Genomic DNA, 22,710 nt, shown 5'->3' on the forward strand with positions numbered 1-22,710 from the left:
TCCCCCTGTTACAATGCAGGCATCTGTGCAGCGATCCAGTCGGCCAGCGCTGCGGGCTCGTCCAGCGCAAAATCCGCGCCCGGAACATCCCCCACGATGGCCAGCGGCTCAAAGGAAACAGGCTCCTCCGAGACAGCCTTGCGCACCACCTCGATCTTGGGCCAGCCGCTCTCCTTGAAGCCCTCCATCAGCACCAGATCATAGCCGTGGCGCTCAAACAGGGCCAGCAGATCCTGCTCGTTCAGGCGGAATTCCTCCGTCAGCAGGTAGCGGCTGCCCGAAAAGACCGCCACGCCCTCGGCCCCGGCCTCCCGCAGGCGGAAGCTGTCGGTGCCCGGCACGTCGGGGGTGAAATCGTGGCCGTCATGCTTGATGACACCCACCTTCAGGCCCCGTGCCCGCAGCAGGGGGATGAGTTTTTCCAATAACGTCGTTTTGCCGCTGTTGTGCGCACCGCTCACGGCCAGCACAGCCGGGCGTTTCAGGCTCAGCTCGGCAGCAAGCGCCTGTTTCTTTTCACTGTACAAAGTTCAGTACCTCCACTTCTTCGCCCGGAGCCACCGGGCCGCTGCCCGCAGGCAGCTCCACCAGGCAGTTGCAGCCCATCATGGCCGACAGACTGCCCGAGGAATGCGCCTCCGCGTTGCCCTCGCCGGGGATCTCCACCAGGCCGCCCAGCGCTCTGGCCCGCAAGAAGCGGGTTCCCTTGCTGGGCTTGGAAAAGCCGGTGGTCAGCCTGCCCCGGGTGTGCACCGGGATGCAGCCCTCTTCCCGCCGCCCTGCGGCCCGCAGCAGGGCCGGAACGGCATACTGCTCCAGCGTGGCAGCAGCGGCAAAGGGATTGCCGGACAGGCAGAACACCAGCTTTTCTCCCACCTGCGCGGCGATCATGGGGCTGCCGGGCTTCTGGGCCACCCCGGCAAAAACAGGCTCCGCGTGCAGCATTTCCAGCACTGTGGGCAGGTAATCCTTCTGCCCCACCGAAACACCACCGCTGGTGATCACCGCATCACACCGGGTAAGCAGATCCTGCATCCGGGCGGCGATCTCCTCCGGGTCATCCGAGCAGTGGGTGCGCTCCACGGCAAAGCCCAGCTGCCGCAGGCGGGCGGCATTCTGGATCCCGTTGGCATCGTAGATCTTGCCGGGAGCCCAGGCCTCACCCGCTTCCAGCAGCTCACTGCCGGTAGCAAGCACGCCCACGGTCAGGGGGCGAAAAACCTCGGCATCCGGGATGCCCTGACCGGCCAGCACACCGATGTGCGCCGGGGTCAGCACAGTTCCGGCAGCGGCAATGGGGGCACCGGCGGCGATGTCCTCACCCCGGAACACCACATTGGCGTTGGGCTGGAGCCGGGCGTAAATGCGCACCTGCTCCTCCCCGCTGTCGGTCAGTTCCTGCATCAGAACGCAGTCCGCGCCCGGGGGCAGGGGTGCGCCGGTCATAATGCGGGCAGCACACCCGGCAGGCAGGACAGCGGCGGGGGCATCCCCGGCGTAGAGCTTCATCACCACCGGCAGGGTGACAGGGGTCTTCTCCCCCGCCCCGGCCGTGTCGGCACTGTGAAGGGCATAGCCATCTAGAGGGCTCCGGTCAAAAGGGGGCTGATCCATCCGGGCACACAGGTCCCGGGCTGCGATCCGCCCACAGGCATCATCCAGCGGCACCCGCTCCGCGGCAGGCACCGGGAGAGCCGCAGCAGCATCCAGCACCCGGCGCAGGGCCTGGGCTGGCGTGCAAAAAGGCTGTTTCATTGCAAAAATCCTCCATCGCTCCCCGGGGCACAGTTTGCCCGCTATGGCCCGGACAAACTCCCGGGGAGATCTCTTTTCGATCGGCAGGTGAAAAAAAAAAGCGGAGACGTTCTGACCGAAAATCAAAACGCCCCCGCAAAAAACCGAACATGGCCCGGAGCGGCAGCCTGCAGGCCGCCACGCCGAGGGAGCCGCTTCCTTTTCCGCTGTTGCAGCAACGGGAGGGAGGCAACGCTCCGGAACGGTGGATGGGAGGAGTTCTTTTTTTCAAATTGCAGCGTTTCTTCTGCGGGAAGGCGGCCGGGTTTCCCCTGCCACCCTTGAATGCCGGCGTTGGCCCTTAGCATTGCGGCGCGGTGTCCTGCCCCCTGCGGGGTTTAGACAGCCTTGCTCAAAGAAGCTCTTGTACCCTATTCAATTGTGTATGATCTTTTAGTCGCAGAAATCATCCACGTCGCTGATAGCTTTTGCATAGCGGCGGGTGAGGTGCTGGGTGGAGAAGAGGAACCGCTCGTTCTGATTGTTGGTCAGCTCCTCGATGTCGGCAAACTCCGGCCTGCCCTGCATGGTCTTCCAGGTCTGCTCGATCTCCTCCGGCGCAAGACCGTAGGGGGAGCGCTGGAAGTACTTCAGCGGGGTAGCACTGGGGTAGACCCGTGCGTTGAAGCGCACCATCTCAGCAAACATGACACAGAGGTCTTTGTCCTCAATGAGCTGGGCGATCATGGCGTAGTTGTCGCTCATGTTGGCGTTGGAGTAATAGTAGTTATCCTTTGCGCCTGCACGGACAACGATATCCTTGCACTGGGGGTCCTGCGGCATCTGAGCCAGCAGCTCGTCGGCGTTCTCCACCTCACTGACCAGCAGTGCGTGGGGCGTGACAAGCGCGGCGGCGCTGCGGGAACGGATGTAACCGGCCAGCTCCTGCGCGGGGGTCAGCTCCGGCGGCTCCGGCGCGGTCTGGGTGGGCTGATCCGCAAAGGGATCGTTTTCAGCCTCCGGCTCACCGGCCAGAAAATCCAGCAGCTGAGGCTTTGCGGCCTCTTCCTGCACAGTTTCGGCGGCTTCGGGTGCGGCCCCGGCAGCCTGCATTGCTGCAAGCTCTGCGGTCTCCCGCTCCACGGCGGCGATCACATCCTCGCCGGTCTTGGCGGCGCTGCCGTCAAAGCTGCTGCCCGTTTCCTTCAGGCGGCGGGCCGTCTCGCTGGCGGCATCGATGTCGAACACCTCTGCCTTGGGCTTTTTCTTGGCGGCCAGCTCTGCCTTCTGCAGGTCCAGAACGGCCTGTTCCGGGTCCACGCTGCTGTCCACAGTGGTGGTGTAGCCGGGTTTACGTCTGCCAAACAACATGACGATCGTTCCTCTTTCTATGGGATTTATTCAGCTGCTGCGGTGTTCTGGGCGTAGATGCCGCGCTTTTCCAGATCATCGGCCATGTCAGCCAGATCATACTTCTCCAGCGTCTCGCGGGTGGGCACACCGGTGGTGCGGTCCCAGCCGAAGATGTCGTAGAACAGATCCTTTGCCTTCTCCATGTCGGTGCGGTCCAGCTTGGTGGTGCCTTCCTCGAATGCCTTGAAGTCGGGGTCCTTATCGAACACCCAATCGCAGATGGCATCGTGCTCCTGACGCAGGTTTGCGCTGCCGCAGTTCTGCTGGAAGCTGATGGCGGTCATCGCGCGCAGCATCTGGGTGATGCGGGCACCGTCCTCCTGCAGATCGGCCTGGGTATAGGTCTCGCCGGTAACAGCAGTCATAAAGTCTGCCTGCAGATCCAGGTCGCCGTGGTACTCGCGCTCCTTGGAGGGAGACTGGGTCATGGGCCACATCCAGTTACACAGGGTGGCAGAGTCGTGGAAGTTCTTGTCGTTGACGCAGTATGCAGCCAGCTTTGCCTTGTTCTCGTTGATGGGAGTGTAGGCCTTGGCCTTATCGTAGCAGCCCTCGCCGAAGAAGTCCTCCATGACCTTCTTGGTCACATCATAGGGAGCGCCGGAGCCGGTCTCGCAGACGATCTCGTGGATCATGCAGTCGCGGTTGTAGACGAGGTTGTACAGCATACCCACCTGCCATGCCTCAGCAGGGCCGTGGTGGTTGGGGAAGCCGTTGTAGATCAGGTTGGAGTTGGTGGCACCATCGTCGCGGTCCAGCCAGCTCTTGGGCAGGCCGAACTTCTCCATCATAGCCAGGGTGCCCTTGGCGATCACGGACAGGTCGCCCTCACCGTAAGCCATGCGGCGGATCAGCTCAACCTCCCAGCGGGGATCGCCGGCCTTCTCCCACTCCCAGGGCAGAGAGTCGTACTCAGCCTCGCTGATGTACTTGGTGGCCTCTTCGCGGGGCATCCGCAGGATCCACAGCAGGTCGCGGTTCAGGTTGCCGTAGTTGTCCCACAGGCCCATATCATCCACAGCATGAGACCATGCCAGGTTGATGACCATGGTGCCGTCGCCCTCGTACTTGAAATCGTGCACGCCGTCCGGATAGACGCGGGTGCCGTACAGCACGGGCATACAGGTGTTGGAGTTGTGGGTGGGCAGGTCGTAATCGGCCAGCGGATCCACATCGTACTCAGTGTAGCAGCGGATGGGGCAGGAGGAGCAGCCGCCGTTCTTCACGGTGTACTCGGCAGCCGGAGCGCCGAAGTCGAAGTAGCCCTTGAAGCAGCGCAGAGCCACCTTGTTGATATCGTTGTAGGGCTGCTCGCCGGTATCCACGGGGCCGCCGGGAGCCTTCTTCCACATACGGCCGGGAGCGCCGGACCAGCGGTTCTTGCCGGAGGTGGCGCTGTACTCTGCCCAGCTCTGGGGCTGTGCGGGCACGTTGTGGTTGTTGTTGCCGCCGATCAGGTTGCCCATCATGTAGTTGGAGAGCTCCAGCACCTTCTTGGGGTCAGCCACCTTGACGCTGCCGGTGCCGCGGATGGCCAGGCCCTTCAGCTTCTTGTTGCCCATGGCAGCGCCCAGACCGGCACCGCCGGAGTTGCCGAAGCTGGTGTTCAGGGTGGAGTAATCCACCAGGTTCTCACCGGCGGGGCCGATGGAAGCAGTCTCGAACTCACGGCCGTTCTGCTCCACCATCCACTTGTTGGCAGCAAAGGTACCCTTGCCCCAGATCTCGCTTGCGTCCTCCAGAGAGACTTCGCCGTCCTCGATGCGCAGGTAGACGGGCTTTTCGGAGATGCCGCTGACAACGATGCCGTCATAACCGGCATACTTCAGCATGGAGCCGATGTGGCCACCCATGTGTGCATCGATGATGGAGTGGCCCTTGGACCAGGTAGAACGGAAGGTCACGTTCATACGGCCGGAGCAGGGCACGCCGGCACCGGTCAGGGGGCCGACACCAAAGATGACCAGAGCCTTCTCGTCATAGGGGTCCAGCTCCATGGGAGCTTCCTCGTACATGATGCGGTAGGCCATGCCCATACCGCCGATATATTTATGGTATTTTGCGTCGTCCTGGGTGGTGATCTCACCGGTGGTCAGGTTGACGCGCAGGATCTTGCCTGCCCAGCCATAGGTTTCAGCCATTGTTGTTCCTCCTTACAGATCCTTGTAAGCAGCCTGTGCTGCGCTGGTAACGGCATCCCAGTCCACGATGGACAGAGCGCCGGACGGGCAGCCCGCCACGCAGGCACCGCAGGCGATGCACTTGGAGGACTTGCCGGTCTCGGGGTTGACGGTGGGCATGTGCCAGGGGCAGGCCTCCACGCAGGCACCGCAGCCGATGCACTTGTCGGTATCGACCACGCGGATGCCCTGCTCATTGGTGACAATGGCCTTCTGGGGGCATGCATTGCCGCAGGCGGGATCCTCACACTGGCGGCAGGTATCCGGGAAGTAGACAAAGCAGTTGTCGGTGCCGGACAGCAGACCGTTGCCGTCGCCGTCCAGATTCAGGCGGCGCTGGATCTTGACGCGGCTGATGTAGGAAGAGCACACGCCATCGTTGGTCAGGGTGCAGTTGATCTCGCACCGCTGGCAGCCGGTGCACAGATCAGCATTGACCACCAGCAGACCCTGGGGCAGTGCCCAGGTCGCCACAGCACCGGCGTCCACCTGCTTCTGAGAGCAGCCGAAGAGGGACAGCATAGATGCGGAAAGGGTGAGTCCTGCAAGGCTCTTGCCCGAGATCTTCATAAATTGACGGCGGGTCATGTCAGCCGTCAGGAAATCAGTTTTTGCCATAGGTTTCCATTCCTCCGTGAGGTCACTCTGCGCAGAGCACCTCGGTTACATAGAAATAAGAATTGTTGACGATGTCCGTGACCGCCGTAGACGTAATGGTCGCACCGGAAAGCGCATCCACCTGGGTCATGTCAGCGCTGACCGTGTCGGCCGCACTGCCCTGGGTGGTCAGATCAGCGGCCTGCAGCTTGTACTCGGCCTGCTTTTCAGCGGACCAGTCTGCATAAGGCACTGCCTGTTTCTCGCCGTCCTGCGCGCTCTTGCTCAGACACGCCGCGTACAGCTTGCGCCGTGCCACAGCCTCAGCACTGTTGTCCATCGGGGGGATGAGCGCGTCGTCCATCGGCTGGCCGTTCAGAGCCGAGAGGGTCAGCCCGGCTTCATACATCTTCCGGGTAGCCTCGGCCTCCGGGGAGGTATCGCCCGCACGCCATGCGGCGGGGTCGAAGGCCTCAGCGGGGGCAGCGTCGGTCTCGGCGCTGCCTGCGGCAGCAAAAGCCGTGCCGGTGGCCGGGTCGGTCACAGTGTAGCGCTTGCCTGCCAGCGTGAAGGGAGCTGCGCCCTGGTACTGGGCCGTGAACTCCGGGTTCACACACTGAGCACCCAGGCTGTCGGTCTCGGCCTGTGCCAGGATCTTCACATCCAGCACATTGCCGTCGCGGTCCAGCGTCACACCGGCCTGCACCTCGCTCTGGAAGCCCTGCTTGCTGCCCACCACATAATACGTGGTGTCATCCAGCTGGTACACCGCGCTCACACCATAGGTGGCAGCGTCGGCATCTGCCAGCGGCAGGGCCGTTCCGGCCACCGTGGTGCGGCTGTGCATCAGCCCGCCAAGGCCAAGCGCCATGGCAAGCGTTGCCGCACCCATGGCCGCATAGCCGGGCAGCCGCCTGCGCCACAAGGACTGCGGCGCATGATTTGCCTGCTTCAATTGTATCACCTGCCTGTTTGATTCAGCTGTGCCCGGAACTCCCGGGCACGAAAACAGCCGTTCCACCTGCTGCAACAGTGCGGAACGGTTTCTTCGTTATAAGAATAACATCTTTTCCACCGGTTAGTCAACGTATACGCACAAATAAAGCCCTACAATTTCTCTCAAAAGCTCTTGCCTCTTGGTGAAATCATTTCTTTTGCCGGATAAACAGTTTCAATCCATATTCCTCTGCCAGCTCCAGCGACTGTACCGTGGGCATACTCTTGCTCACCAGCGCGGGTACACCGGCCCGGATGGCCTTGCGCACCATATCCACCGGCACCCGGCCGCTGGTAAAGAGCACACACTCCGCCAGCGGCACACCCTCTGTCAGGGCGCAGCCCACGGCCTTGTCCAGCGCGTTGTGGCGGCCCAGATCCTCGCAGCGGTACAAGATCTTGCCTGCACGCAGCAGCAGACAGCTGTGCACGGCATGGGTGGCACGGTAGAGCGGAAGGCCCTGCCCCATGGCATCGGCCAGCGCATCCACCCATGCGGCGGGGATCTTCCGCTGGGGCACCGGGACCAGCGGCGGCAGCCGCACCGGGCTGGCCAGCGTCAGGTTATCAGTGCAGCAGCTGGGCACCTCCTGCCCGGCCTGTTCCGCTGCCGCCAGCGGGTGGCGCAGCTGAACGCTTATCTTGAGCCCCTGCGCGCAGACGGCCACCCGCTCCACCTCGTCAGCGGCGGTGATCCAGCCCTCGGTCAGCAGGCGGCCCAGCGCCAGCTGCGGCAGCAGCTCCGGCGTGCAGACCACCCGGAAGGCTGGCTGTTCGTTGACCAGAATGGCCGCAGCGTGCTCTGCCGCCAGTGTCCGCTCGGTGCCATCGGGCATCCGGACGCTCTCTGCCCCCGGTGCTGCACCGAATTGATCCATGATCTGCATTGGGTGTTCCTCCCCTGTCTGTTTTACTCTGCTCCTATTGTAACACGCTTTTGCTCCGCTGAAAAGCGCCTGTGCCCTCTGGAACAAACTGTCGATCCGTGTCGTTTCCATTTTTCCCGGCTTTGTGATATACTACTGTAAAATGACAGAACCATATCCCAGTACCGAGGTGGAATCCAAATTGAAGCATCTCTTCCGCTCCCTCACGCGGGCACACCGGGCCTACAAGGACAACCGGAACCATGCCCTGACCCTGCTGCACCGGGCCTCCGCTGCCGTTCTGACAGCCGTGCTGGTGTACAAAGCCCTGACCTATCTTTTGTTTCTGCCCGCCATGAATGGCATCTGGTCGCTGACACTGCGCTGTTCGCCGGTGAACTATCTGACCAACAACAATGCGCATCAGATCTTTACTTCACCGACCATTTTAGGCGGGATCGCGTTCATCGTCCTTCTGGCGGCGTTCTGGAACCTGTACGGCTTTTCCATCCTCCTGCACGGGTTTGCGCTGGCCCGCCGGGGTGAAACACTGCGTCCTGTTTCCCTGTTCGTCCGGTCGCTGGGGGATATCCGCCACGTCCTGCTCCCCAAGAACTGGCCCATCCTGCTTTACTGCGCCCTGCTCATCCCCTTTACAGATGTATTCGTGACCTACAACTATATCTCTCAGCTGGCCGTGCCGGAGTACATCCTTGGGCTTGTCCGGGCAAAGCCGCTCTATCTGGTGCTTTTTCTTCTCATTCTGGGCGCGGCGTTCCTGTTCACCCTGTTCTGGGTCCTGGTGCTCCCCCTCTTTACGCTGGAACGCAAAAGCCTGTGGGAAGCCGTTCAGGAGAGCGTTTCCCATGTCAGGGCACAGCTGCCCCGGCTGGCCGGTGTGCTGCTGCGGTGGAACCTCAGTGCGCTGGTCCGGTCTGTTCTGGTCTTTTTCGGAGCCTCCCTGCTGGTTTACAGCGTGGCAGCGCTGATCGGCCTGCGGAGCACCCGCGCCATGCTGCTGCTCGCCCGTGCGCTGTATCTGTTGGAGATCCCCTTCTTCGGCTTTTTGCTGGACTGCAAGGTCACCACGGCCCAGTGCACCATCATCGCATTCCTCTACGATCGCTGCCGTGACTGCCCGCCGGAAGAGCTGCCGGAGGGCAAACCGCACCGCTTTGGCGGCTGGCCCCTGCTCACCGCTGCGGTGGCCGGGGTCACGCTGGTCACCGGGCTGATGGCAGTCTACCTCTACGCTCTGCCTCAGGACGATGCCCTGCTCACCGCCGTGGGCGGCGTGACCCCGCTGGTCACCTTCCACCGGGGCGACTGCACCGTGGCCCCGGAAAACACCCTTCCCGCCTTCCGGTCGGCCATTCTCAAGGGCGGTGACCGCATCGAGCTGGATGTGCAGATGACCAGCGACGGCGTGGTCGTGGTGACCCACGATTCAAACCTGAAACGCTGTACCGGCAAAAACGCAAAAGTCTATGATCTGACCTACGCCGAGGTGGCACAGCTGGACGCGGGCCGCTGGTTCAGCAGCCGCTTTGCCGACACCCGGATTCCCACCCTGGAACAGGTGCTGCAGCTCTGCCGGGGCCGCATCGGCCTGAACGTGGAGATCAAGCCCAGCGCCGCCACCCCTGCTCTGGAGGCTGAGACCGTACGCCTGCTGCGGGAATACGGCTTCGACAGCTCCAACTGCGTCATCACTTCCCAGAGCTACGAGACCCTGCACAAGGTCAAGGAGCTGGCCCCTGAGTACCCCACCGGCTACATTCTGGCTCTGGGCGTAGGCAACTACTACGACCTGCCCGATGCCGACTTTTTCAGCGTGGAGACCACCTTTATCACCTCCGGCATGGTCAACGCCGTCCATCTGCGGGGCAAGACCGTCTCTGCCTGGACCATCGACCGCGAAAAGGTCGCCACCCACATGCTGGAGCTGGGCGTGGATGACCTCATCACCGACAAGCCCGACATGGTGCAGGACCTGCTGGCCCGGAATCAGCAGGTGGACGACAGCCTGATCGACTTCCGTGACCTGCTCAACGCCCTGCTCCACCCGGAGCAGCCTGCCGACTCCTCCGATGACGCGGAGGAGACCATCACCGATGCCGTGGAAGACCCGGAGGAGTTCGTGGACGCGGCGTAACACAGCCCCCTCTTTCTTGCGGCATCATTGAACCAACGGTCTGTAAAAGCAAAACATCCCCGCACGGCCTGCCGAAACAGGAAGTGCGGGGATGCCTTTTTGTTTAGAGGAATGGGTTATAGAACCTTCCAAAGCGGATGGTCACGGTCAGGCTGATGAGCAGCAGGGCCGCACCCACGCCCAGGGCAATGAAGTCCCGCCGGGCAAAGGGGCGCTGGGTATACCAGGTGCGCTTGCTGTTCTTGCCGAAGCCGCGCAGCTCCATCGCGTTGGAGATGGTGTCGATGCGGTTCAGACTGGTCAGGATGAGCGGGAGCAGGATGTTGACAGAGTTCTTCATCCGCTTGAAGAAAGGTTCCTTTTTGCCTAGCTCCACGCCGCGGGCCTGCTGGGCCTGGCTGATGCTGTGGTAGTCGCGCTGGATATCGGGGATGTAGCGCAGGGCAATGGCCACCGAATATCCGACCTTATACGAGATGCCGATGCTGTTCAGGCTGGCAGCAAACTCGCTGGGGTCGGTGGCAGAGATGAAGAGGATGGCCACCGGCAGGGCCACAAAATATTTCAGGCTGATGTTGATCATATAGAACAGCTGTTCCGCTGTCAGGTCATACCGCCAGAACAGGTGGCAGAGCACCGTGCGGGTGCCGTACAGGGTGGTACCCTGATTGGGATCGAACAGGAAGATGAACAGATTGTTCAGCAGCAGGAACACCAGCATGAAGGTCATCATAAACCGGACTTCCCGGAATTTGATCCGGCTCAGCCTGAAGGCCAGCAGGCTGACCACCAACAGGCCCAGCAGCACCCAGGTGTTGTAGGTGATCATGCTGGCAAAAGTAAACAGCAGGAAGAACGCCAGCTTGGTGGTGCCGGTCATCTTGTGGATGATGCTCTCCCGGGGGAGATAATTCAAAACAGTCTTAGCGGCCACCCTCTCTCACCTCCCGGTCCTGCTCAATAAAGCGTTCTACAAATTCCTGTGCGGGCGCAATGCCGCAGCGGTTGGCCAGCGTGTACAGGCTGGTCTCCTTCAGGGCCGCCTGTTCCACCAGCGCGGGGTCACACAGAACGGCGGCCGCGGTGCGGTCGGCAATGAGCCGTCCGTCACAGAACACCAGCGCGCGGCGGGTGTATTCCAGCATCAGGTGCATGTCGTGGGTGATCATCACCACCGTCACACCCCGGGCATTCAGGCCCCGCAGGAACTCCATAATGTCGGTATAGTGCCGGAAATCCTGCCCGGCGGTGGGCTCATCCAGAAGGATGAGCTCCGGGTCAAGCACCAGCACGCTGGCAATGGTCACCCGCTTTTTCTGGCCGAAGCTCAGTGCCGAGATTGGCCAGTTCCGGAAGGGATACAGGCCGCAGACCCTGAGGGTCGCCTCCACCTTTTCCCGGATCTGCTCCTCGGTCAGGCCGGAGCGCTGCAGACCCAGAGCCACCTCATCGTAGATCATGGTCTTGGAGATCATCTGGTTGGGGTTCTGCATCACATAGCCGATGTGCTGGGCGCGGCGGCGGATGTTCTCCTCAGCCAGCGGCTTGCCGTTCAGGAAGATCTCGCCCGCATCCGGGGTCTCGAAGCCGCAGATGAGCTTGGAGAGGGTGGATTTGCCTGCGCCGTTCCGGCCCACGATGCTCACCATCTCCCCCTTGCCGATCGAGAAGCTGACATCCCGCAGGGTCTGCTGGCCCTTCTGATAACCAAAGCTCAGGCCCTTTACCTCCAGCAGCGGCTCCCGTTCCGGCTGCGCGGCGGGCCGGGGCCGGGCCGTGAACCAGTCCCGGAGCTTCTGGGTGTCGGTATCGTCCAGCACAAGGCTGTCCACATGGGCGGGGTGCTTGTCCGGAGTGATATCCACCCCGGCATAGCGCAGAGCCGTGACATACAGCGGCTCCCGGATGCCGTTTTCCGCCAGCAGGCTGCCCGAGAGCAGCTCGTCCGGGCGCAGGTCTGCCAGAATGGTGCCGTCGTTCACCAGCACGATGCGGTCCACGTTCCGCCAGAGCACATCCTCCAGCCGATGCTCGATGATGAGCACCGTGGTATCCGTCTTTTTCTGGATCTCGTCGATCAGCTCAATGGCCTGCTTGCCGGTGGCGGGGTCGAGGTTGGCCAGCGGCTCATCGAAGAGCAGGATCTTGACCTGATCCACCATCACGCCCGCCAGGCTCACCCGCTGCTTCTGCCCGCCCGAAAGCTCGTGCGGTGCATAGCCGAGATGGTTCTCGATGCCCACCAGCTCGGCGGCATGGCGGGTGATGGCGTGCATCTCATCCTGCGGGGTGCAGCTGTTTTCCAGTGCAAAGGCAATGTCCTCGCCCACGGTCAGCCCGATGAACTGGCCATCCGGGTCCTGCAGCACCGTGCCCACATGGGCCGAAAGCTCAAAGAGGCTGCTGTGGGGCGCATCCACACCGTCTACGGTCAGGGTGCCGGTGCACGCGCCGGGGTTGGAAAACGGGTTCAGCCCGTTGATGCACCCCGCCAGCGTACTCTTGCCGCTGCCGGAGGGGCCCGCAATGAGCACCCGCTCCCCCGGGTAGATCTCCAGATTGATATCGGTCAGGGTGGGGCGCTTCTGGGCGCGGTACTGGAAGGAAAAGTTGCGGAATGAGATGATGGGTTTACGTTCTGCCATGGGTATGGTACCTCAGCTGTTCATCAAAAAAGCCTTTCCAACGGGCCGGACGGCGCAGATGGAAAGGCCGGGTTTCATGCGGGGATCACTCCTGATCCAGAGAGCCCTTCTTGGCGATGGTTCTGGTGTAAGCCAGCACCAGCAGGCCGCCCACCACCACAGCGGTGATACTGTTGGACACGGCGGCAAATGCACCCTGTGCAAACACCTTCTTGACGGGCTCGGCGTAGATGGCAATATCCAGCACGGGGGCCACCAGGATCCAGGCCAGCAGATGGGCCACGATATTGGCCAGCGCAAAGAAAGCCACCTGCTTCTTGCTGAACTCGCCTTCCTGCAGGTTCAGCTTCTTGGAGAACAGGCCCACCACAACGCCCACAAAGGCGGAGGCGATGACCCAGCTCCACCAGGGGCTGCCGCCCCAGGACAGGTCGATGAGGGTGTGGCCGATGAAGCCGATCAGGCCGCCGACCACGGGGCCGTACATGGCAGCCAGCAGGGCCAGAACAGCGTACTGCAGGCTGATGTTGGTGTTGGGCACCGGGCTGGGAATGGCCACAAAACGTCCCAGAACAAAGAACAATGCCGCGCCGATACCGACAGCGACAACGGGCTTGATGCTGCTGTTGTTATTTTTCATATTCTCTCTCCTCTTTTATTCCGCGGATGCGGGGTTTCTTGCAAGGCATCGTTAGTATACGACACCCTCTTGAGCCTTGTCAATGGACAATCCGCCCGCTTTGCAGAAAAAAGGCTGCTTTCCTGCATTTGGGGGCGAATGCCTTCCCGCCCTGTGCAGCAAAAAAGAGCACCCGCGCCTACCGGAGCGGATGCCCTGTGAATGCTGATTCGGTTTTGGCCCAAACCTTAGTTCTTAGCGGTCAGGCTGAAGGTGCTCAGGGTCTGGAAGGTGGTCACGATAACATTGATGTTGTTGACGATGGAGCTGCCTGCGGAGAACACGCGGGCGATGTAGTTGAACAGCTTGCCAACATTCAGGAACACGTCCCAAGCGGTAGCCTCGGTGGTTGCGCCACCCTGCAGGTACACCATTTCGTTCTCATCGATCGCAGCAAAGTTAGCGGGCATTTTGATCTCATTGTTCATCATATCGGGGATTCCTCTCTTTCAAATCAATCTATACTTACCGTCTGCACCAAGCCAAGTGCACCGGCACCAGAACCAGACCGTGGTTCCTCCGACAGGAACGGGCAGGGGCACGAGTTCCGCATTCCCTCCGGAATTGTTCCCATATATAGGTTATACGATAAATATTCGGATTTGTCAATCGAATTTCCGGAATTTTTACCATTCTGAGCCAAAAGTGGATACCCACAACGCGGACCACCTGCCATTTCGACAGCTTTCCACAAAATATCCGCTACCGCACGATCCCCGGGCACGAAAAACGCCTTCGTCCGCACGGCAGCACACAGATCCGTTCCGCCCTGCGGCATTTCCCGGGCAAAAATTTGGCAAAAAATGCCCCCGCGCCCCCTACACAAACCGGAGCGGTTGTGCTATGATAAGGCTGAAAAATCGGTTTGGCAAAGCCAACCGCAAGGAGATGTCTTGGATGTCTGATCTGATGGAAACATTACGGCAGGAGGGCATCAGCCCCGACCTGCTGCGCGCTGTGGAAGAATACCGCGCCGCCCACGCTCTGCCCGAGGCCCTGCGCCCCCGTATCCCCGTTTCCGGCTTTACCTATTATGGCCGGGAGGTCTGGGAGCAGGCACTGGCGGCCCTGCTCTGCGGCGAAAACCTGCTGCTGGCCGGCGGCAAGGCCACCGGCAAAAATGTGCTGGCTGAAAATCTGGCCGCCGCCTTTGGCCGCCCCGCATGGGACATCTCGTTCCATGTGAACATGGATGCAGCCTCCCTCATCGGCATGGACACCTTTGTGGATGGGGCGGTCACCTTCCGGCCCGGGCCGGTCTACCGCTGTGCCCAGTGCGGCGGCTTCGGCGTGCTGGACGAGATCAACATGGCCAAAAACGAGGCCCTGGCCGTCCTCCATGCCGTGCTGGACTTCCGCCGCGCCATTGATGTGCCCGGCTACGAGCGCATCCCGCTGGCCGAAGAGACCCGCTTCATCGCCACCATGAACTATGGCTACGCGGGCACCCGGGAGCTGAACGAGGCCCTGACCTCCCGCTTTGCAGTCATCCAGATGCCCACCATCACGGAGGAAAACCTTGAAAAGCTGCTGCGGGCCCAGTTTGCCGACCTGACGGACAAATATGTGCACCAGTTTGCTCTGCTCTTCCTCGACCTGCAAAAGAAATGCGACAGCGCCGAGATTTCCACCAAAGCGCTGGATCTGCGCGGAATGCTGGACGCTCTGCGCCTGATGCGCCGGGGCGTTGCTGCGGGGCCTGCGCTGGACATGGGCATTACCAACAAGGCCTTTGATTCCTACGAGCAGGGGTTGATCCGGGACGTGATCGCCGCCCGCATCCCGGCCAGCCTGACGGCTGAAAAGCTGTTCCGCTGATGGATGCCCGGAGTTATACCGCCGAGGAGCGGCGGGCCGCCAATCAGGTGTGGGCGGCGGCGGGAGCCTACGGCTTTGAGCCGCTTTTCCTGGCCCGCAACACCGACGGCACGATCGATTTTTATATGAACTGTGTCGTGGGGCTGGTGCACAAATACTATGGCGACGACCTGCTCCGCGACCTTTTTGCCACATGGGACGGCGATCTCCGGGAGAGCCAGCTGGACGATCTGACATGGCTCTACCTCGAAAGTGCGGTCTATCTGCTGGAACTGCCCCGCCGCCCGGTCCTTTCCGAGCTGCGCCGGGCCCACGCGGACTATTTCTTCGGCATCCAGTACAAGCTTTCGCGGCAGGAGTGGATGGCAAAAAATCAGCTGGTCTACACCATGCAGGCCGACCGCTGGCGCACCGTACAGGGCAGGCATCCGCCTGTGATGACCCCCTACGAGAGCCGGCTGGCAGAGGCACTTTCTCCCTCCCAACCGCCCCAGCCCGGCCAGCTCAAGGGTGAGCTGCTGGGCCTGTTTGCAAGGTTTGCCCTGTTTGACGGCAGGATCCGGCACAAAGTGGGGCTTCATCTGCATCTGGAGGGGCTGCTGGCCTCTCTTGCCACCAAAACGCTGCCCACCCAGATGATCAAGACTGACCGGCTGACCGTGGAGCACTCCGGTTCTGTGGAAGCGGGCGGCTCCGGCCCCACGGCAGACAAGCGGCTGGCCCACATCACCCTGCGGCAGAATGCCGCCGAGGACCGCGCCTACATTGAAAGCTGCTTTGGCCGTTCCCTCTACCCGCCCGAGCGCCTGCGCAAGGCCGAGCAGGCGCTCTGCACCGGGGCGCACCTCGGGTGCCGCCTCTGGTTTGCCTCCGGCGTGCCCAGCCCGGAACAGGCTCCCACACCGGAGGCAAAGCACCTGGCCGAACAGGCTCAGCTGCAGGCCGACCGCAACCGCGCCTACTACGCCAAAAACCGGGCGCTTCACCGCAGCGTGGTGCTCCGGCTCACCGAGCAGATCCGCAACTGCATTCTGGTCCACCAGCAGCCCAATGCCCGGATCGCCCGCAGCGGTGCTCTGGACCCGGAGCGGGTCTGGCGCGCTCCCCTTCTGAACGACAGCCGGGTGTTCCGCTGTGCCGAGGAGGAGAATCAGCCCTCCTTCACCGTGGACCTGCTACTGGACGCTTCGGCTTCCCGGCTCCACTGTCAGGAGGTCATTGCGGCGCAGGGCACGATCCTGGCCCAGAGCCTTGCCGCCTGCGGCATCCCGGTGCGGGTCAGCAGCTTCTGCAGCCTGCGGGGCTATACGGTTCTGCGGGTGCTCAAGGGCTTTGCGGACAAAAGCCTGCAGGGGATCGACCAGTATTTTGCATCGGGCTGGAACCGCGACGGCCTTGCCCTGCGGGCGGCAGGCGATCTGGTCAGCTTTGACCCCGGCCCCGCGCCCCGGCATCTGCTCATCCTGCTGACAGATGCTTCCCCCAACGACAGCCGCCGCGTACCGCCCAGCCCGGAGCAACCGCTGGGTTGTGATTACGGCGGCTCCTACGGTGTGGACGATGCCGCCGCCGAGGTGCGCACCCTGCGGCGCAATGGTCTGCGTGTCTCTGCCGTGTTCATGGGCGAGGACAGCTCCAGCCACGATGCAGAACGCATCTACGGCAAAAATCTCGCCCGCATCCGGGGCATGGATCAGCTGGCACGCGCCGCTGGGCGGCTCATCCAGAATGAGATCCGGGAGCTGGGCGATTGAATCCTGCCACCACAAAAGGCTTCTCCGACGGGAGAAGCCTTTTCCATTTACAACCAATCCGTTTGTCCGCATCCCCGAATTTCCAAAATATTTTGGTTTTTGTCAAACTTATAGTTGTATTTTGTTGTCGTCTATGCTATAATGCAGGCAGAGAACAACCGATGGATGGTTTCCGACACATCATCCAAAACCAGAGAGGAGACCCGCTATGGATGCCAGCCGCTATTTTGAAGAGATGCACCGTGCCATGTCCGCACAAAAAAACAATTCTTCCCTGCTCCTGACCGTCAAGGTACAGGACCTGGGCGGCGCTGATGCCTATCTGGAGCTGCGGCAGTCTCCCAATGGCCGCGCCCGGGTGTTTTACTCCACCATGGGCCGCCGCAACCTGAACTTCCAGCTGTTCCGCAAGGGCTGGCAGCTCTGCCATAACGCATCCGGCGAGATGACAGGGCAATTTCCCACCCGGGCCGAAAACCTGCTGGACAGCGCGGACTTTTCCGCCTGCATCCGGGACGATGCCCTGAATGCGGGACGTACCGAGATCATTCTGCGGGAGCTGCGCCGCGCGGCAGGCACCTCCCGCTCCTGCCTGCCTCAGTCTGCCCGGGAAGGTGCCATGATCACCGTGGAGAGCTTTGTGGGCCGGGGTGGCGAGTGGAACTACTGGTCCACCCGTGCCGCCGACTGCCTGCCCATTGCGGCCATTCTCTGCTGGCTGGGCGATTTTCTGGCCGGAACGGAGCGCCGCACCCTGCAATCCAGCCCTGAAGCCATGGCACTGGCCGCCCGCTGGCAGGCCGAACTCGCCTCCCCCTTTGCGCAGCCGGCTGACTGCGTCCAGCGTCCTGCCCGCACGGTTTCACCTTCCGCGCCCCGCCGTGCCGCGCAGCAGGTGCAGAACCCCCGCTGGCAGAGCATCCTTGCCGTGCTTGCAACCGTATGATAAGAACAACAGGCGGTGCCGGAAACTTCCGGCACCGCCTGTTGTTCTTGCTTTACTGTGCGGATGCGGCATCCACCACATGGCCCACCAACACAGAGGTGGTCACTGTGCCCACACCGCCGGGCACCGGGGTGACAGCCTCCACGATGGGTTCTGCCTCATCAAAGCGGACATCGCCGCAGAGCTTGCCCTCTTCATTGACGTGGATGCCCACATCCACCACGACCTGACCTTCCCGCAGGCAATCGGCCCCGATGGCACCCCGCCTGCCCATGGCGACCACCAGCACATCGGCCTGACGGCAGAGGGCGGGCAGGTCCTGGGTGCGGGAATTGCAGAGGGTCACGGTGGCGTTCTCCCGGTCCAGCATCATGGCAGCGGGCTTGCCCACCACCAGGCTGCGGCCCACGACCACGGCCCGTTTGCCGGACAGCGGCACGTTGTAGTATTTCAGGATCTCAAGGCAGGCCTGCGCCGTGCAGGGCGGATAACCGATGGGCATGTTGGTAAACACACCGGCCATCGAGCCGTCCGTGATGCCATCCACATCCTTTTCCGGGGCAAGCGCCTCCTGGACCCTGCGGTCATCGAACCGCTTTGGCAGGGGCCGGAAGATCAGGCACCCGTGAACCGATGCATCCCCATTGATCTGCCGGATCACATCCAGCAGTTCCTCCTGCGTAACATCTTCCGCCAGATGGAACTGCCGCACCTCCACGCCAACCTTACCGCACCGGGTGACGATCCCTTTTTCATAAGAAATGTCATCCTCCCGCGCGCCGACCCGTACCACAGCCAGTGTGGGCACGATACCCTTTTCCTTCAGCGCGGCACAGCGCGCGGCGTTTGCTTCGTTCATGGCGGCCACCACGGGCGCACCCTTCAAGATCTGAGCCATTTTCTTCTCCCCTCACTCATTTGATACAGTCTGATAGACCCTGTCAGCCTGCGGCACAAACTCGGCCAGCAGCTGTTCCGCTCTGGTCTCCAGCGCATCCGCATGGGCCTTGTCTGCCATCAGGCGGGTGTTAACCTTCACGTTCAGCCCCGCCGCCTGCATGGCTGCCTTGCAGAACAGCGCCGCGCATCCGGCATCGGAACGGGCCAGCACGCTGCCCTTTTCGGCGTACTCTGCGGCCAGTGCGATGCCCTCACCGCAGGCAGTCATCACCTCCAGCGGCACGGCGCAGGCTCTGTCCAGTGCCTTTTCCAGCACCGCGGCCTTGTGGGCCTGCTGTTCCGGGGTCTCCTTCGGCAGCTTGTAGGCCGCCGCCACAGGCAGAAAGGCCTCCGCGTCGGCCTGCACCAGCGCTTCCAGCTGCTTGCGCAGGGCCTCGGCCCGGACATTCAGGGCAATGATGTCCGCTTCCACGGCAGCATATTTCTTTTTGCCCACGGTCAGGCTGCCCACCATGCTGCCCAGCGCCACACCGGCCGCGCCCACCAGCGCCGAAGCGCCGCCGCCGCCCGGAGCCGCCGCCTTGCTGGCCAGCTCCTCCAGAAAACCTTCACAGCTCAAATTCATCAGTTCCACGATATACTTTCCTCTCTGTTACAAATCCATCCAGCTGCCGGTCCTGTTCCTCTGCAGCCGCTTCCGGCACCCGCTGGGCCTCAAAGGCCACGCCCAGCGCCACGGCGTTCCGGCACCTGGGCAGGTAGCGGTCATAGTAGCCCTTGCCCATGCCCACCCTGCGGCAGGCCGCATCAAAGGCAGTGCAGGGCACCAGCACCAGATCAAGCGCCTCCGGCCGGATGAGCGCCGCCCGTTCCAGAACCGGTGTGCGGATGTCGTAAGCCCCCACCTCCCAGCCGTCCGGCCCCGGTACGGCAGCGGTCAGGGTAAAGTTTTCCCCACAGACCGGATAGGCCACCGTTTTGCCCAGCCGGGCCGCCTGCTCTGCCAGCACAGCAAGATCCACCTCCCCGCCAAAAGCGGCGTAGAGCAGCAGATTCTCTGCCTTCTGGAAGCAGGGCATGGCCAGAAGGCGGGCACAGATGGCTGCATTGGCCGCCGCCCGCTCTGCCTGCGGCAGACCCCTGCGGGCCATGATGCCCGCCCGACGCTGCGCTGCTTTCCGGTCCCGGATCTCCATTGACACTTCTCTCCCCTGAAATTTCATACCCACTCAATATATCTGAAATGCGGAAGAATTGCAAGAGCATGGCTGGAAAATAACCGCAAAATAGGCTATAATGGTGCAGAACAAACCAAAAAGGAGAACGATTATGCTCATTTATCTGCTGCGTCACGGCCAGACGGAGTACAACGCGCAAAAACGATATCAGGGCCAGCGGGACATCCCCCTTTCCGCCGCGGGCATCGCCCAGCTGCGGCAGGCAGATTTTGCACCGGAGGTGGTCTATGTCACCCCGCTGCAGCGCACCGCCCAGACGGCGCGGGTGTTCTTTCCCGGGGCAAAGCTCATTCCGGTGGACGGGCTGAAGGAGATGAACTTCGGCCGGTTCGAGGGCCAGACCTTCGTACAGGTGGAGCAGGACCCGGAATATCTGGCATGGGTGCAGGAAAACGAGCACGCCGCCCACCCGGATGGGGAGCGCAGGAGCGATTTCTGCAACAGGGTGTGCAAAACGCTGGCCGACCTCATTGACAAGGCCCTTGCCGAAGGGCAGGAACGGCTGGTCATCGTGGCCCATGGCGGCACCCAGATGGCTGCACTGGAGCGGTTCGGCGTGCCCCGCCGCAGCTTTCACGACTGGTGCGGCCCCAACGCGGGCGGCTATGTGCTGGATGCCCGGGACTGGCCGGAGCAGCATATCCTGCACCTGGTGGAGACCGTGCAGTACACAAAGGAGAACGGATGATGGAACAGGGCCTGCTGCATCTCTACTGGGGCGACGGCAAGGGGAAGACCACCGCCGCCATGGGCCTTGCCCTCCGCGCACTGGGCAGCGGCAAACGGGTGGTCATCGTGCAGTTCCTCAAGGGCGGGCAGAGCGGCGAGATCCCTCTGCTGGCCCAGCTGGGGGCAAAAATTTTCCGGGGCAAGGGCGGGCAGAAGTTCGTGTTCCAGATGAACGAAGCGGAAAAGGCCGCTGCCCGGGCCGTGCAGAACGAAAACCTGACCGCCGCACTGGCCGAGCCTGCCGACCTGCTTATTTTAGATGAAGCCGGTTCGGCCTGGGAGCTGGACATGGTGGACAAAGACCTGCTCCGGCGGGCCGTTCTGGAGCGTCCCGCCGCGCAGGAATGCGTACTGACCGCCCACAAGGCCCCACAGTGGATGCTGGATGCCGCCGACTACTCCACCGAGATGAAATGCCGCCGCCACCCCTACCAGAAGGGCATCAAGGCGCGCAAAGGCATCGAATACTAAAAATGCCCGGAGAACCGCAGCTTTCAGCGGCCCTCCGGGCGTTTTTGTGTTTACTGTTTTGCGATGATATCACGGCTGGCCGCCAGCAGGCCAAGGGCCAGCGCAGCGCTCAGGATGTCGGCCACAGCCTGAGCCATCAGCACGCCCTGATACTGGAACAGATGTACGCAGACCACCAGTGCCAACAGAAACACCACGCCCTGACGGCTGATGGAGAGCAGGAAGGACGGTATGATTTTACCAGTTGCCTGGAACAGCACCGTGAGCAGGAGCACCACGCCGCCAAAGGCTGCGGTGTAGACCTGCCAGCGGAGCATCTGCGCACCAGTGGCGATCATCCCGGCATCCTGCACGAAGAGCCGCATCAGCGCACCGGAATTCAGGCAGAGGATGAGGGACAGCACCACGGCGATGGAGACGAGGAAGGTCAGACAGAAACGGATGAGCTTGCGCATCACGTCCCGCTTTTTTGCGCCGTACAGGTAACCGAACAGTGGGATACCGCCGAACGAGAAGCCCACCAGCACCAGCTGGGCGATCATGCTCACCTTGCTGGCAATGCCCATGGCGGCAATTTTGTCGTTGCCGTAGGGCAAGAGGAACTGGTTCATCACAATGACAGTCAGGCTCTGCATCAGGTTGCTCAGCGCGGCAGTAACACCCACGCCCAAAATCTGCTGCAGCTCCCTGCCCGTGACGTGGCACTGGGACAGCTTGACAGACAGGCAGCGGCTCTTTTTGTGGAGCAGCCACAGGAAGTACAGGTCGCTGCACAGGTAGCCCACAATGGTGGCAATGGCCGCACCCCCTGCGCCCCAGCCCACTGTGGTGATGAGGATGGGATCGAGGATGATGTTGATGACCGTGCCGCCGATGCTGCCGATCATGGACTGGGTGGCCATGCCCTCACAGCGGACAAGGTTGGAATGGATAAAGTTCAGCACCGTGGCCGGGGCACCAATGGCCAGCACGGTATAATAGGCCTGTGCGTGCGGCATCGTCTCAGCAGTCGCACCCAGAATGCCCAGCAGCGGGGCGCGGAACAGCATCATCAGGGCTGCCAACACCACGCCCGTGGTCAGGGCCACATAGAAGCAGAACGAGCTGACCCGGCCGGTGCCCTCACGGTCGTCCTGTCCCAGCAGGCGGGAAATGAGTGAGCTGCCGCCCTGGCCGTAGATGTTGCCGAAGGCCATGAGGGCTGTGAACACCGGCGCGCAGAGCGAAACACCCGCAATCAGCGCCGTATCGTTGGACTGCGCAATGAAAAAGGTATCGGCAAGGTTATACACCACGCTCACCATCAGGCCGAACACCGAGGGCAGCGCCATCTTGAAATAGGTGCGGTACAGATGATCGAGATCAAAAATAGAATCCATTGGTTTTTCCTCCACTTTCGTCCCTATTATAAAGGTTTTGCTTGCATTTGTTTGTGACACATGGCACAATGAAATAAAAGAAATGAGGTGAACTCATGCAGGAAATTCGTGACCCAGCCTGTCTGGAAACGCTGTACCGGAAGCTGGAACCTTCCTCCCGGACCAGAACAGCAAAACGCCCGCGCAGGAGCTTTCCTGTGCGGGCGCTGC

21 protein-coding genes are annotated in these 22,710 nt (G+C 61.9%); 6 read left to right on the forward strand and 15 right to left on the reverse strand.

Going from position 1 to position 22,710, the window contains the following annotated elements; all coding sequences use genetic code 11:
* Nucleotides 1-8 precede the first annotated feature (8 nt).
* The 7 genes from mobB to ACKXGA_RS03625 all read right to left on the reverse strand — a co-directional run bounded on the left by mobB (nucleotide 9) and on the right by ACKXGA_RS03625 (nucleotide 7,807).
* Nucleotides 9-527 (reverse strand): molybdopterin-guanine dinucleotide biosynthesis protein B, encoded by a 519-nt coding sequence (gene mobB / locus ACKXGA_RS03595; RefSeq protein WP_005931907.1) that lies wholly within the window; start codon nucleotides 525-527, stop codon nucleotides 9-11.
* Nucleotides 517-1,755 carry a gephyrin-like molybdotransferase Glp gene (glp, locus tag ACKXGA_RS03600; RefSeq protein ID WP_423730092.1) on the reverse strand — a complete coding sequence of 413 codons (1,239 nt, stop codon included), beginning with the start codon at nucleotides 1,753-1,755 and terminating at the stop codon, nucleotides 517-519. Before glp ends, mobB begins: the two co-directional genes overlap by 11 nt.
* A 432-nt stretch (nucleotides 1,756-2,187) precedes the next feature.
* Nucleotides 2,188-3,105 carry a hypothetical protein gene (locus tag ACKXGA_RS03605; protein WP_423730093.1) on the reverse strand — a complete coding sequence of 306 codons (918 nt, stop codon included), beginning with the start codon at nucleotides 3,103-3,105 and terminating at the stop codon, nucleotides 2,188-2,190.
* A 26-nt stretch (nucleotides 3,106-3,131) separates the two neighbouring features.
* The gene (locus tag ACKXGA_RS03610) at nucleotides 3,132-5,288 is read right to left on the reverse strand and encodes an aldehyde ferredoxin oxidoreductase N-terminal domain-containing protein (protein WP_423730094.1); all 2,157 of its coding nucleotides are present in this window, start codon (nucleotides 5,286-5,288) and stop codon (nucleotides 3,132-3,134) included.
* A 12-nt stretch (nucleotides 5,289-5,300) separates the two neighbouring features.
* Nucleotides 5,301-5,945: a ferredoxin-like protein gene (locus ACKXGA_RS03615; RefSeq protein ID WP_005931925.1), complete on the reverse strand. Its 645-nt coding sequence runs from the start codon at nucleotides 5,943-5,945 to the stop codon at nucleotides 5,301-5,303.
* A 22-nt stretch (nucleotides 5,946-5,967) separates the two neighbouring features.
* Nucleotides 5,968-6,879: an FMN-binding protein gene (locus ACKXGA_RS03620; RefSeq protein ID WP_423730095.1), complete on the reverse strand. Its 912-nt coding sequence runs from the start codon at nucleotides 6,877-6,879 to the stop codon at nucleotides 5,968-5,970.
* A gap of 190 nt (nucleotides 6,880-7,069) precedes the next feature.
* Entirely contained in the window at nucleotides 7,070-7,807 is a 738-nt protein-coding gene (locus tag ACKXGA_RS03625) for a formate dehydrogenase accessory sulfurtransferase FdhD (protein WP_423730096.1), read from the reverse strand.
* Between the two features lie 181 nt (nucleotides 7,808-7,988).
* Between ACKXGA_RS03625 and ACKXGA_RS03630 the strand changes: the two genes are divergently transcribed.
* Entirely contained in the window at nucleotides 7,989-9,941 is a 1,953-nt protein-coding gene (locus tag ACKXGA_RS03630) for a glycerophosphodiester phosphodiesterase family protein (protein ID WP_423730097.1), read from the forward strand.
* 103 nt (nucleotides 9,942-10,044) lie between these two features.
* Here the strand turns inward: ACKXGA_RS03630 and ACKXGA_RS03635 are convergent, their stop codons facing one another.
* From ACKXGA_RS03635 to ACKXGA_RS03650, 4 genes are all read right to left on the reverse strand, one after another.
* Entirely contained in the window at nucleotides 10,045-10,875 is an 831-nt protein-coding gene (locus ACKXGA_RS03635) for an energy-coupling factor transporter transmembrane component T family protein (protein WP_423730098.1), read from the reverse strand.
* Nucleotides 10,865-12,586 (reverse strand): ABC transporter ATP-binding protein, encoded by a 1,722-nt coding sequence (locus ACKXGA_RS03640; RefSeq protein WP_423730099.1) that lies wholly within the window; start codon nucleotides 12,584-12,586, stop codon nucleotides 10,865-10,867. The genes ACKXGA_RS03635 and ACKXGA_RS03640 overlap by 11 nt, the downstream gene beginning before the upstream one ends.
* Nucleotides 12,587-12,671: 85 nt before the next feature.
* Entirely contained in the window at nucleotides 12,672-13,226 is a 555-nt protein-coding gene (locus tag ACKXGA_RS03645) for an ECF-type riboflavin transporter substrate-binding protein (protein WP_097773722.1), read from the reverse strand.
* Between the two features lie 227 nt (nucleotides 13,227-13,453).
* Nucleotides 13,454-13,696, reverse strand: coding sequence for a hypothetical protein (locus tag ACKXGA_RS03650; protein ID WP_005931949.1), 243 nt, complete (start codon nucleotides 13,694-13,696; stop codon nucleotides 13,454-13,456).
* A 466-nt stretch (nucleotides 13,697-14,162) separates the two neighbouring features.
* Between ACKXGA_RS03650 and ACKXGA_RS03655 the strand changes: the two genes are divergently transcribed.
* From ACKXGA_RS03655 to ACKXGA_RS03665, 3 genes are all read left to right on the forward strand, one after another.
* Nucleotides 14,163-15,083, forward strand: a complete 921-nt coding sequence (locus ACKXGA_RS03655) for an AAA family ATPase (RefSeq protein ID WP_098925095.1) — start codon at nucleotides 14,163-14,165, stop codon at nucleotides 15,081-15,083.
* A complete protein-coding gene (locus ACKXGA_RS03660) occupies nucleotides 15,083-16,837 on the forward strand; it encodes a hypothetical protein (protein ID WP_423730100.1) in 1,755 nt (584 codons plus the stop codon). The genes ACKXGA_RS03655 and ACKXGA_RS03660 overlap by 1 nt, the downstream gene beginning before the upstream one ends.
* A 208-nt stretch (nucleotides 16,838-17,045) precedes the next feature.
* A complete protein-coding gene (locus ACKXGA_RS03665) occupies nucleotides 17,046-17,783 on the forward strand; it encodes a hypothetical protein (protein ID WP_423730101.1) in 738 nt (245 codons plus the stop codon).
* A gap of 52 nt (nucleotides 17,784-17,835) precedes the next feature.
* Here the strand turns inward: ACKXGA_RS03665 and ACKXGA_RS03670 are convergent, their stop codons facing one another.
* Genes ACKXGA_RS03670 through ACKXGA_RS03680 form a run of 3 tightly spaced genes read right to left on the reverse strand, consistent with a single transcriptional unit; the run spans nucleotide 17,836 to nucleotide 19,879 of the window.
* Entirely contained in the window at nucleotides 17,836-18,681 is an 846-nt protein-coding gene (locus ACKXGA_RS03670; protein WP_423730102.1) for a bifunctional 5,10-methylenetetrahydrofolate dehydrogenase/5,10-methenyltetrahydrofolate cyclohydrolase, read from the reverse strand.
* A 12-nt stretch (nucleotides 18,682-18,693) separates the two neighbouring features.
* On the reverse strand, nucleotides 18,694-19,308 hold the full coding sequence (locus ACKXGA_RS03675) for a cyclodeaminase/cyclohydrolase family protein (RefSeq protein ID WP_423730382.1): 615 nt from the start codon (nucleotides 19,306-19,308) through the stop codon (nucleotides 18,694-18,696).
* Nucleotides 19,292-19,879 (reverse strand): 5-formyltetrahydrofolate cyclo-ligase, encoded by a 588-nt coding sequence (locus tag ACKXGA_RS03680; RefSeq protein ID WP_423730103.1) that lies wholly within the window; start codon nucleotides 19,877-19,879, stop codon nucleotides 19,292-19,294. The genes ACKXGA_RS03675 and ACKXGA_RS03680 overlap by 17 nt, the downstream gene beginning before the upstream one ends.
* Before the next feature lie 133 nt (nucleotides 19,880-20,012).
* On the opposite strand from ACKXGA_RS03680, the gene ACKXGA_RS03685 reads away from it, so the two are divergent.
* Together ACKXGA_RS03685 and ACKXGA_RS03690 are read left to right on the forward strand one after the other, a co-directional pair.
* Entirely contained in the window at nucleotides 20,013-20,609 is a 597-nt protein-coding gene (locus ACKXGA_RS03685; protein WP_035393775.1) for a histidine phosphatase family protein, read from the forward strand.
* Nucleotides 20,606-21,121 (forward strand): cob(I)yrinic acid a,c-diamide adenosyltransferase, encoded by a 516-nt coding sequence (locus ACKXGA_RS03690; protein ID WP_097773716.1) that lies wholly within the window; start codon nucleotides 20,606-20,608, stop codon nucleotides 21,119-21,121. Before ACKXGA_RS03685 ends, ACKXGA_RS03690 begins: the two co-directional genes overlap by 4 nt.
* 50 nt (nucleotides 21,122-21,171) lie before the next feature.
* On the opposite strand, the gene ACKXGA_RS03695 is transcribed toward ACKXGA_RS03690, so the two are convergent.
* On the reverse strand, nucleotides 21,172-22,500 hold the full coding sequence (locus tag ACKXGA_RS03695) for an MATE family efflux transporter (RefSeq protein WP_423730104.1): 1,329 nt from the start codon (nucleotides 22,498-22,500) through the stop codon (nucleotides 21,172-21,174).
* Between the last annotated feature and the right edge of the window lie 210 nt (nucleotides 22,501-22,710).

Source organism: Faecalibacterium hominis (ex Afrizal et al. 2022) (assembly GCF_049545105.1).
Lineage (GTDB): Bacteria > Bacillota > Clostridia > Oscillospirales > Ruminococcaceae > Faecalibacterium > Faecalibacterium duncaniae.

What these genes read in the sequence shown, in the direction of transcription:
- ACKXGA_RS03650 (WP_005931949.1), bottom strand. Translation starts at nt 13,696, where the DNA reads ATGATGAACAATGAGATCAAAATGCCCGCTAACTTTGCTGCGATCGAT.
- ACKXGA_RS03655 (WP_098925095.1), top strand. Translation starts at nt 14,163, where the DNA reads ATGTCTGATCTGATGGAAACATTACGGCAGGAGGGCATCAGCCCCGAC.
- ACKXGA_RS03695 (WP_423730104.1), bottom strand. Translation starts at nt 22,500, where the DNA reads ATGGATTCTATTTTTGATCTCGATCATCTGTACCGCACCTATTTCAAG.
- ACKXGA_RS03610 (WP_423730094.1), bottom strand. Translation starts at nt 5,288, where the DNA reads ATGGCTGAAACCTATGGCTGGGCAGGCAAGATCCTGCGCGTCAACCTG.
- ACKXGA_RS03675 (WP_423730382.1), bottom strand. Translation starts at nt 19,308, where the DNA reads ATGAATTTGAGCTGTGAAGGTTTTCTGGAGGAGCTGGCCAGCAAGGCG.
- ACKXGA_RS03685 (WP_035393775.1), top strand. Translation starts at nt 20,013, where the DNA reads ATGCTCATTTATCTGCTGCGTCACGGCCAGACGGAGTACAACGCGCAA.
- ACKXGA_RS03680 (WP_423730103.1), bottom strand. Translation starts at nt 19,879, where the DNA reads ATGGAGATCCGGGACCGGAAAGCAGCGCAGCGTCGGGCGGGCATCATG.
- ACKXGA_RS03605 (WP_423730093.1), bottom strand. Translation starts at nt 3,105, where the DNA reads ATGTTGTTTGGCAGACGTAAACCCGGCTACACCACCACTGTGGACAGC.
- glp (WP_423730092.1), bottom strand. Translation starts at nt 1,755, where the DNA reads ATGAAACAGCCTTTTTGCACGCCAGCCCAGGCCCTGCGCCGGGTGCTG.
- ACKXGA_RS03690 (WP_097773716.1), top strand. Translation starts at nt 20,606, where the DNA reads ATGATGGAACAGGGCCTGCTGCATCTCTACTGGGGCGACGGCAAGGGG.
- ACKXGA_RS03625 (WP_423730096.1), bottom strand. Translation starts at nt 7,807, where the DNA reads ATGCAGATCATGGATCAATTCGGTGCAGCACCGGGGGCAGAGAGCGTC.
- ACKXGA_RS03645 (WP_097773722.1), bottom strand. Translation starts at nt 13,226, where the DNA reads ATGAAAAATAACAACAGCAGCATCAAGCCCGTTGTCGCTGTCGGTATC.
- ACKXGA_RS03615 (WP_005931925.1), bottom strand. Translation starts at nt 5,945, where the DNA reads ATGGCAAAAACTGATTTCCTGACGGCTGACATGACCCGCCGTCAATTT.
- ACKXGA_RS03665 (WP_423730101.1), top strand. Translation starts at nt 17,046, where the DNA reads ATGGATGCCAGCCGCTATTTTGAAGAGATGCACCGTGCCATGTCCGCA.
- ACKXGA_RS03660 (WP_423730100.1), top strand. Translation starts at nt 15,083, where the DNA reads ATGGATGCCCGGAGTTATACCGCCGAGGAGCGGCGGGCCGCCAATCAG.
- ACKXGA_RS03640 (WP_423730099.1), bottom strand. Translation starts at nt 12,586, where the DNA reads ATGGCAGAACGTAAACCCATCATCTCATTCCGCAACTTTTCCTTCCAG.
- ACKXGA_RS03670 (WP_423730102.1), bottom strand. Translation starts at nt 18,681, where the DNA reads ATGGCTCAGATCTTGAAGGGTGCGCCCGTGGTGGCCGCCATGAACGAA.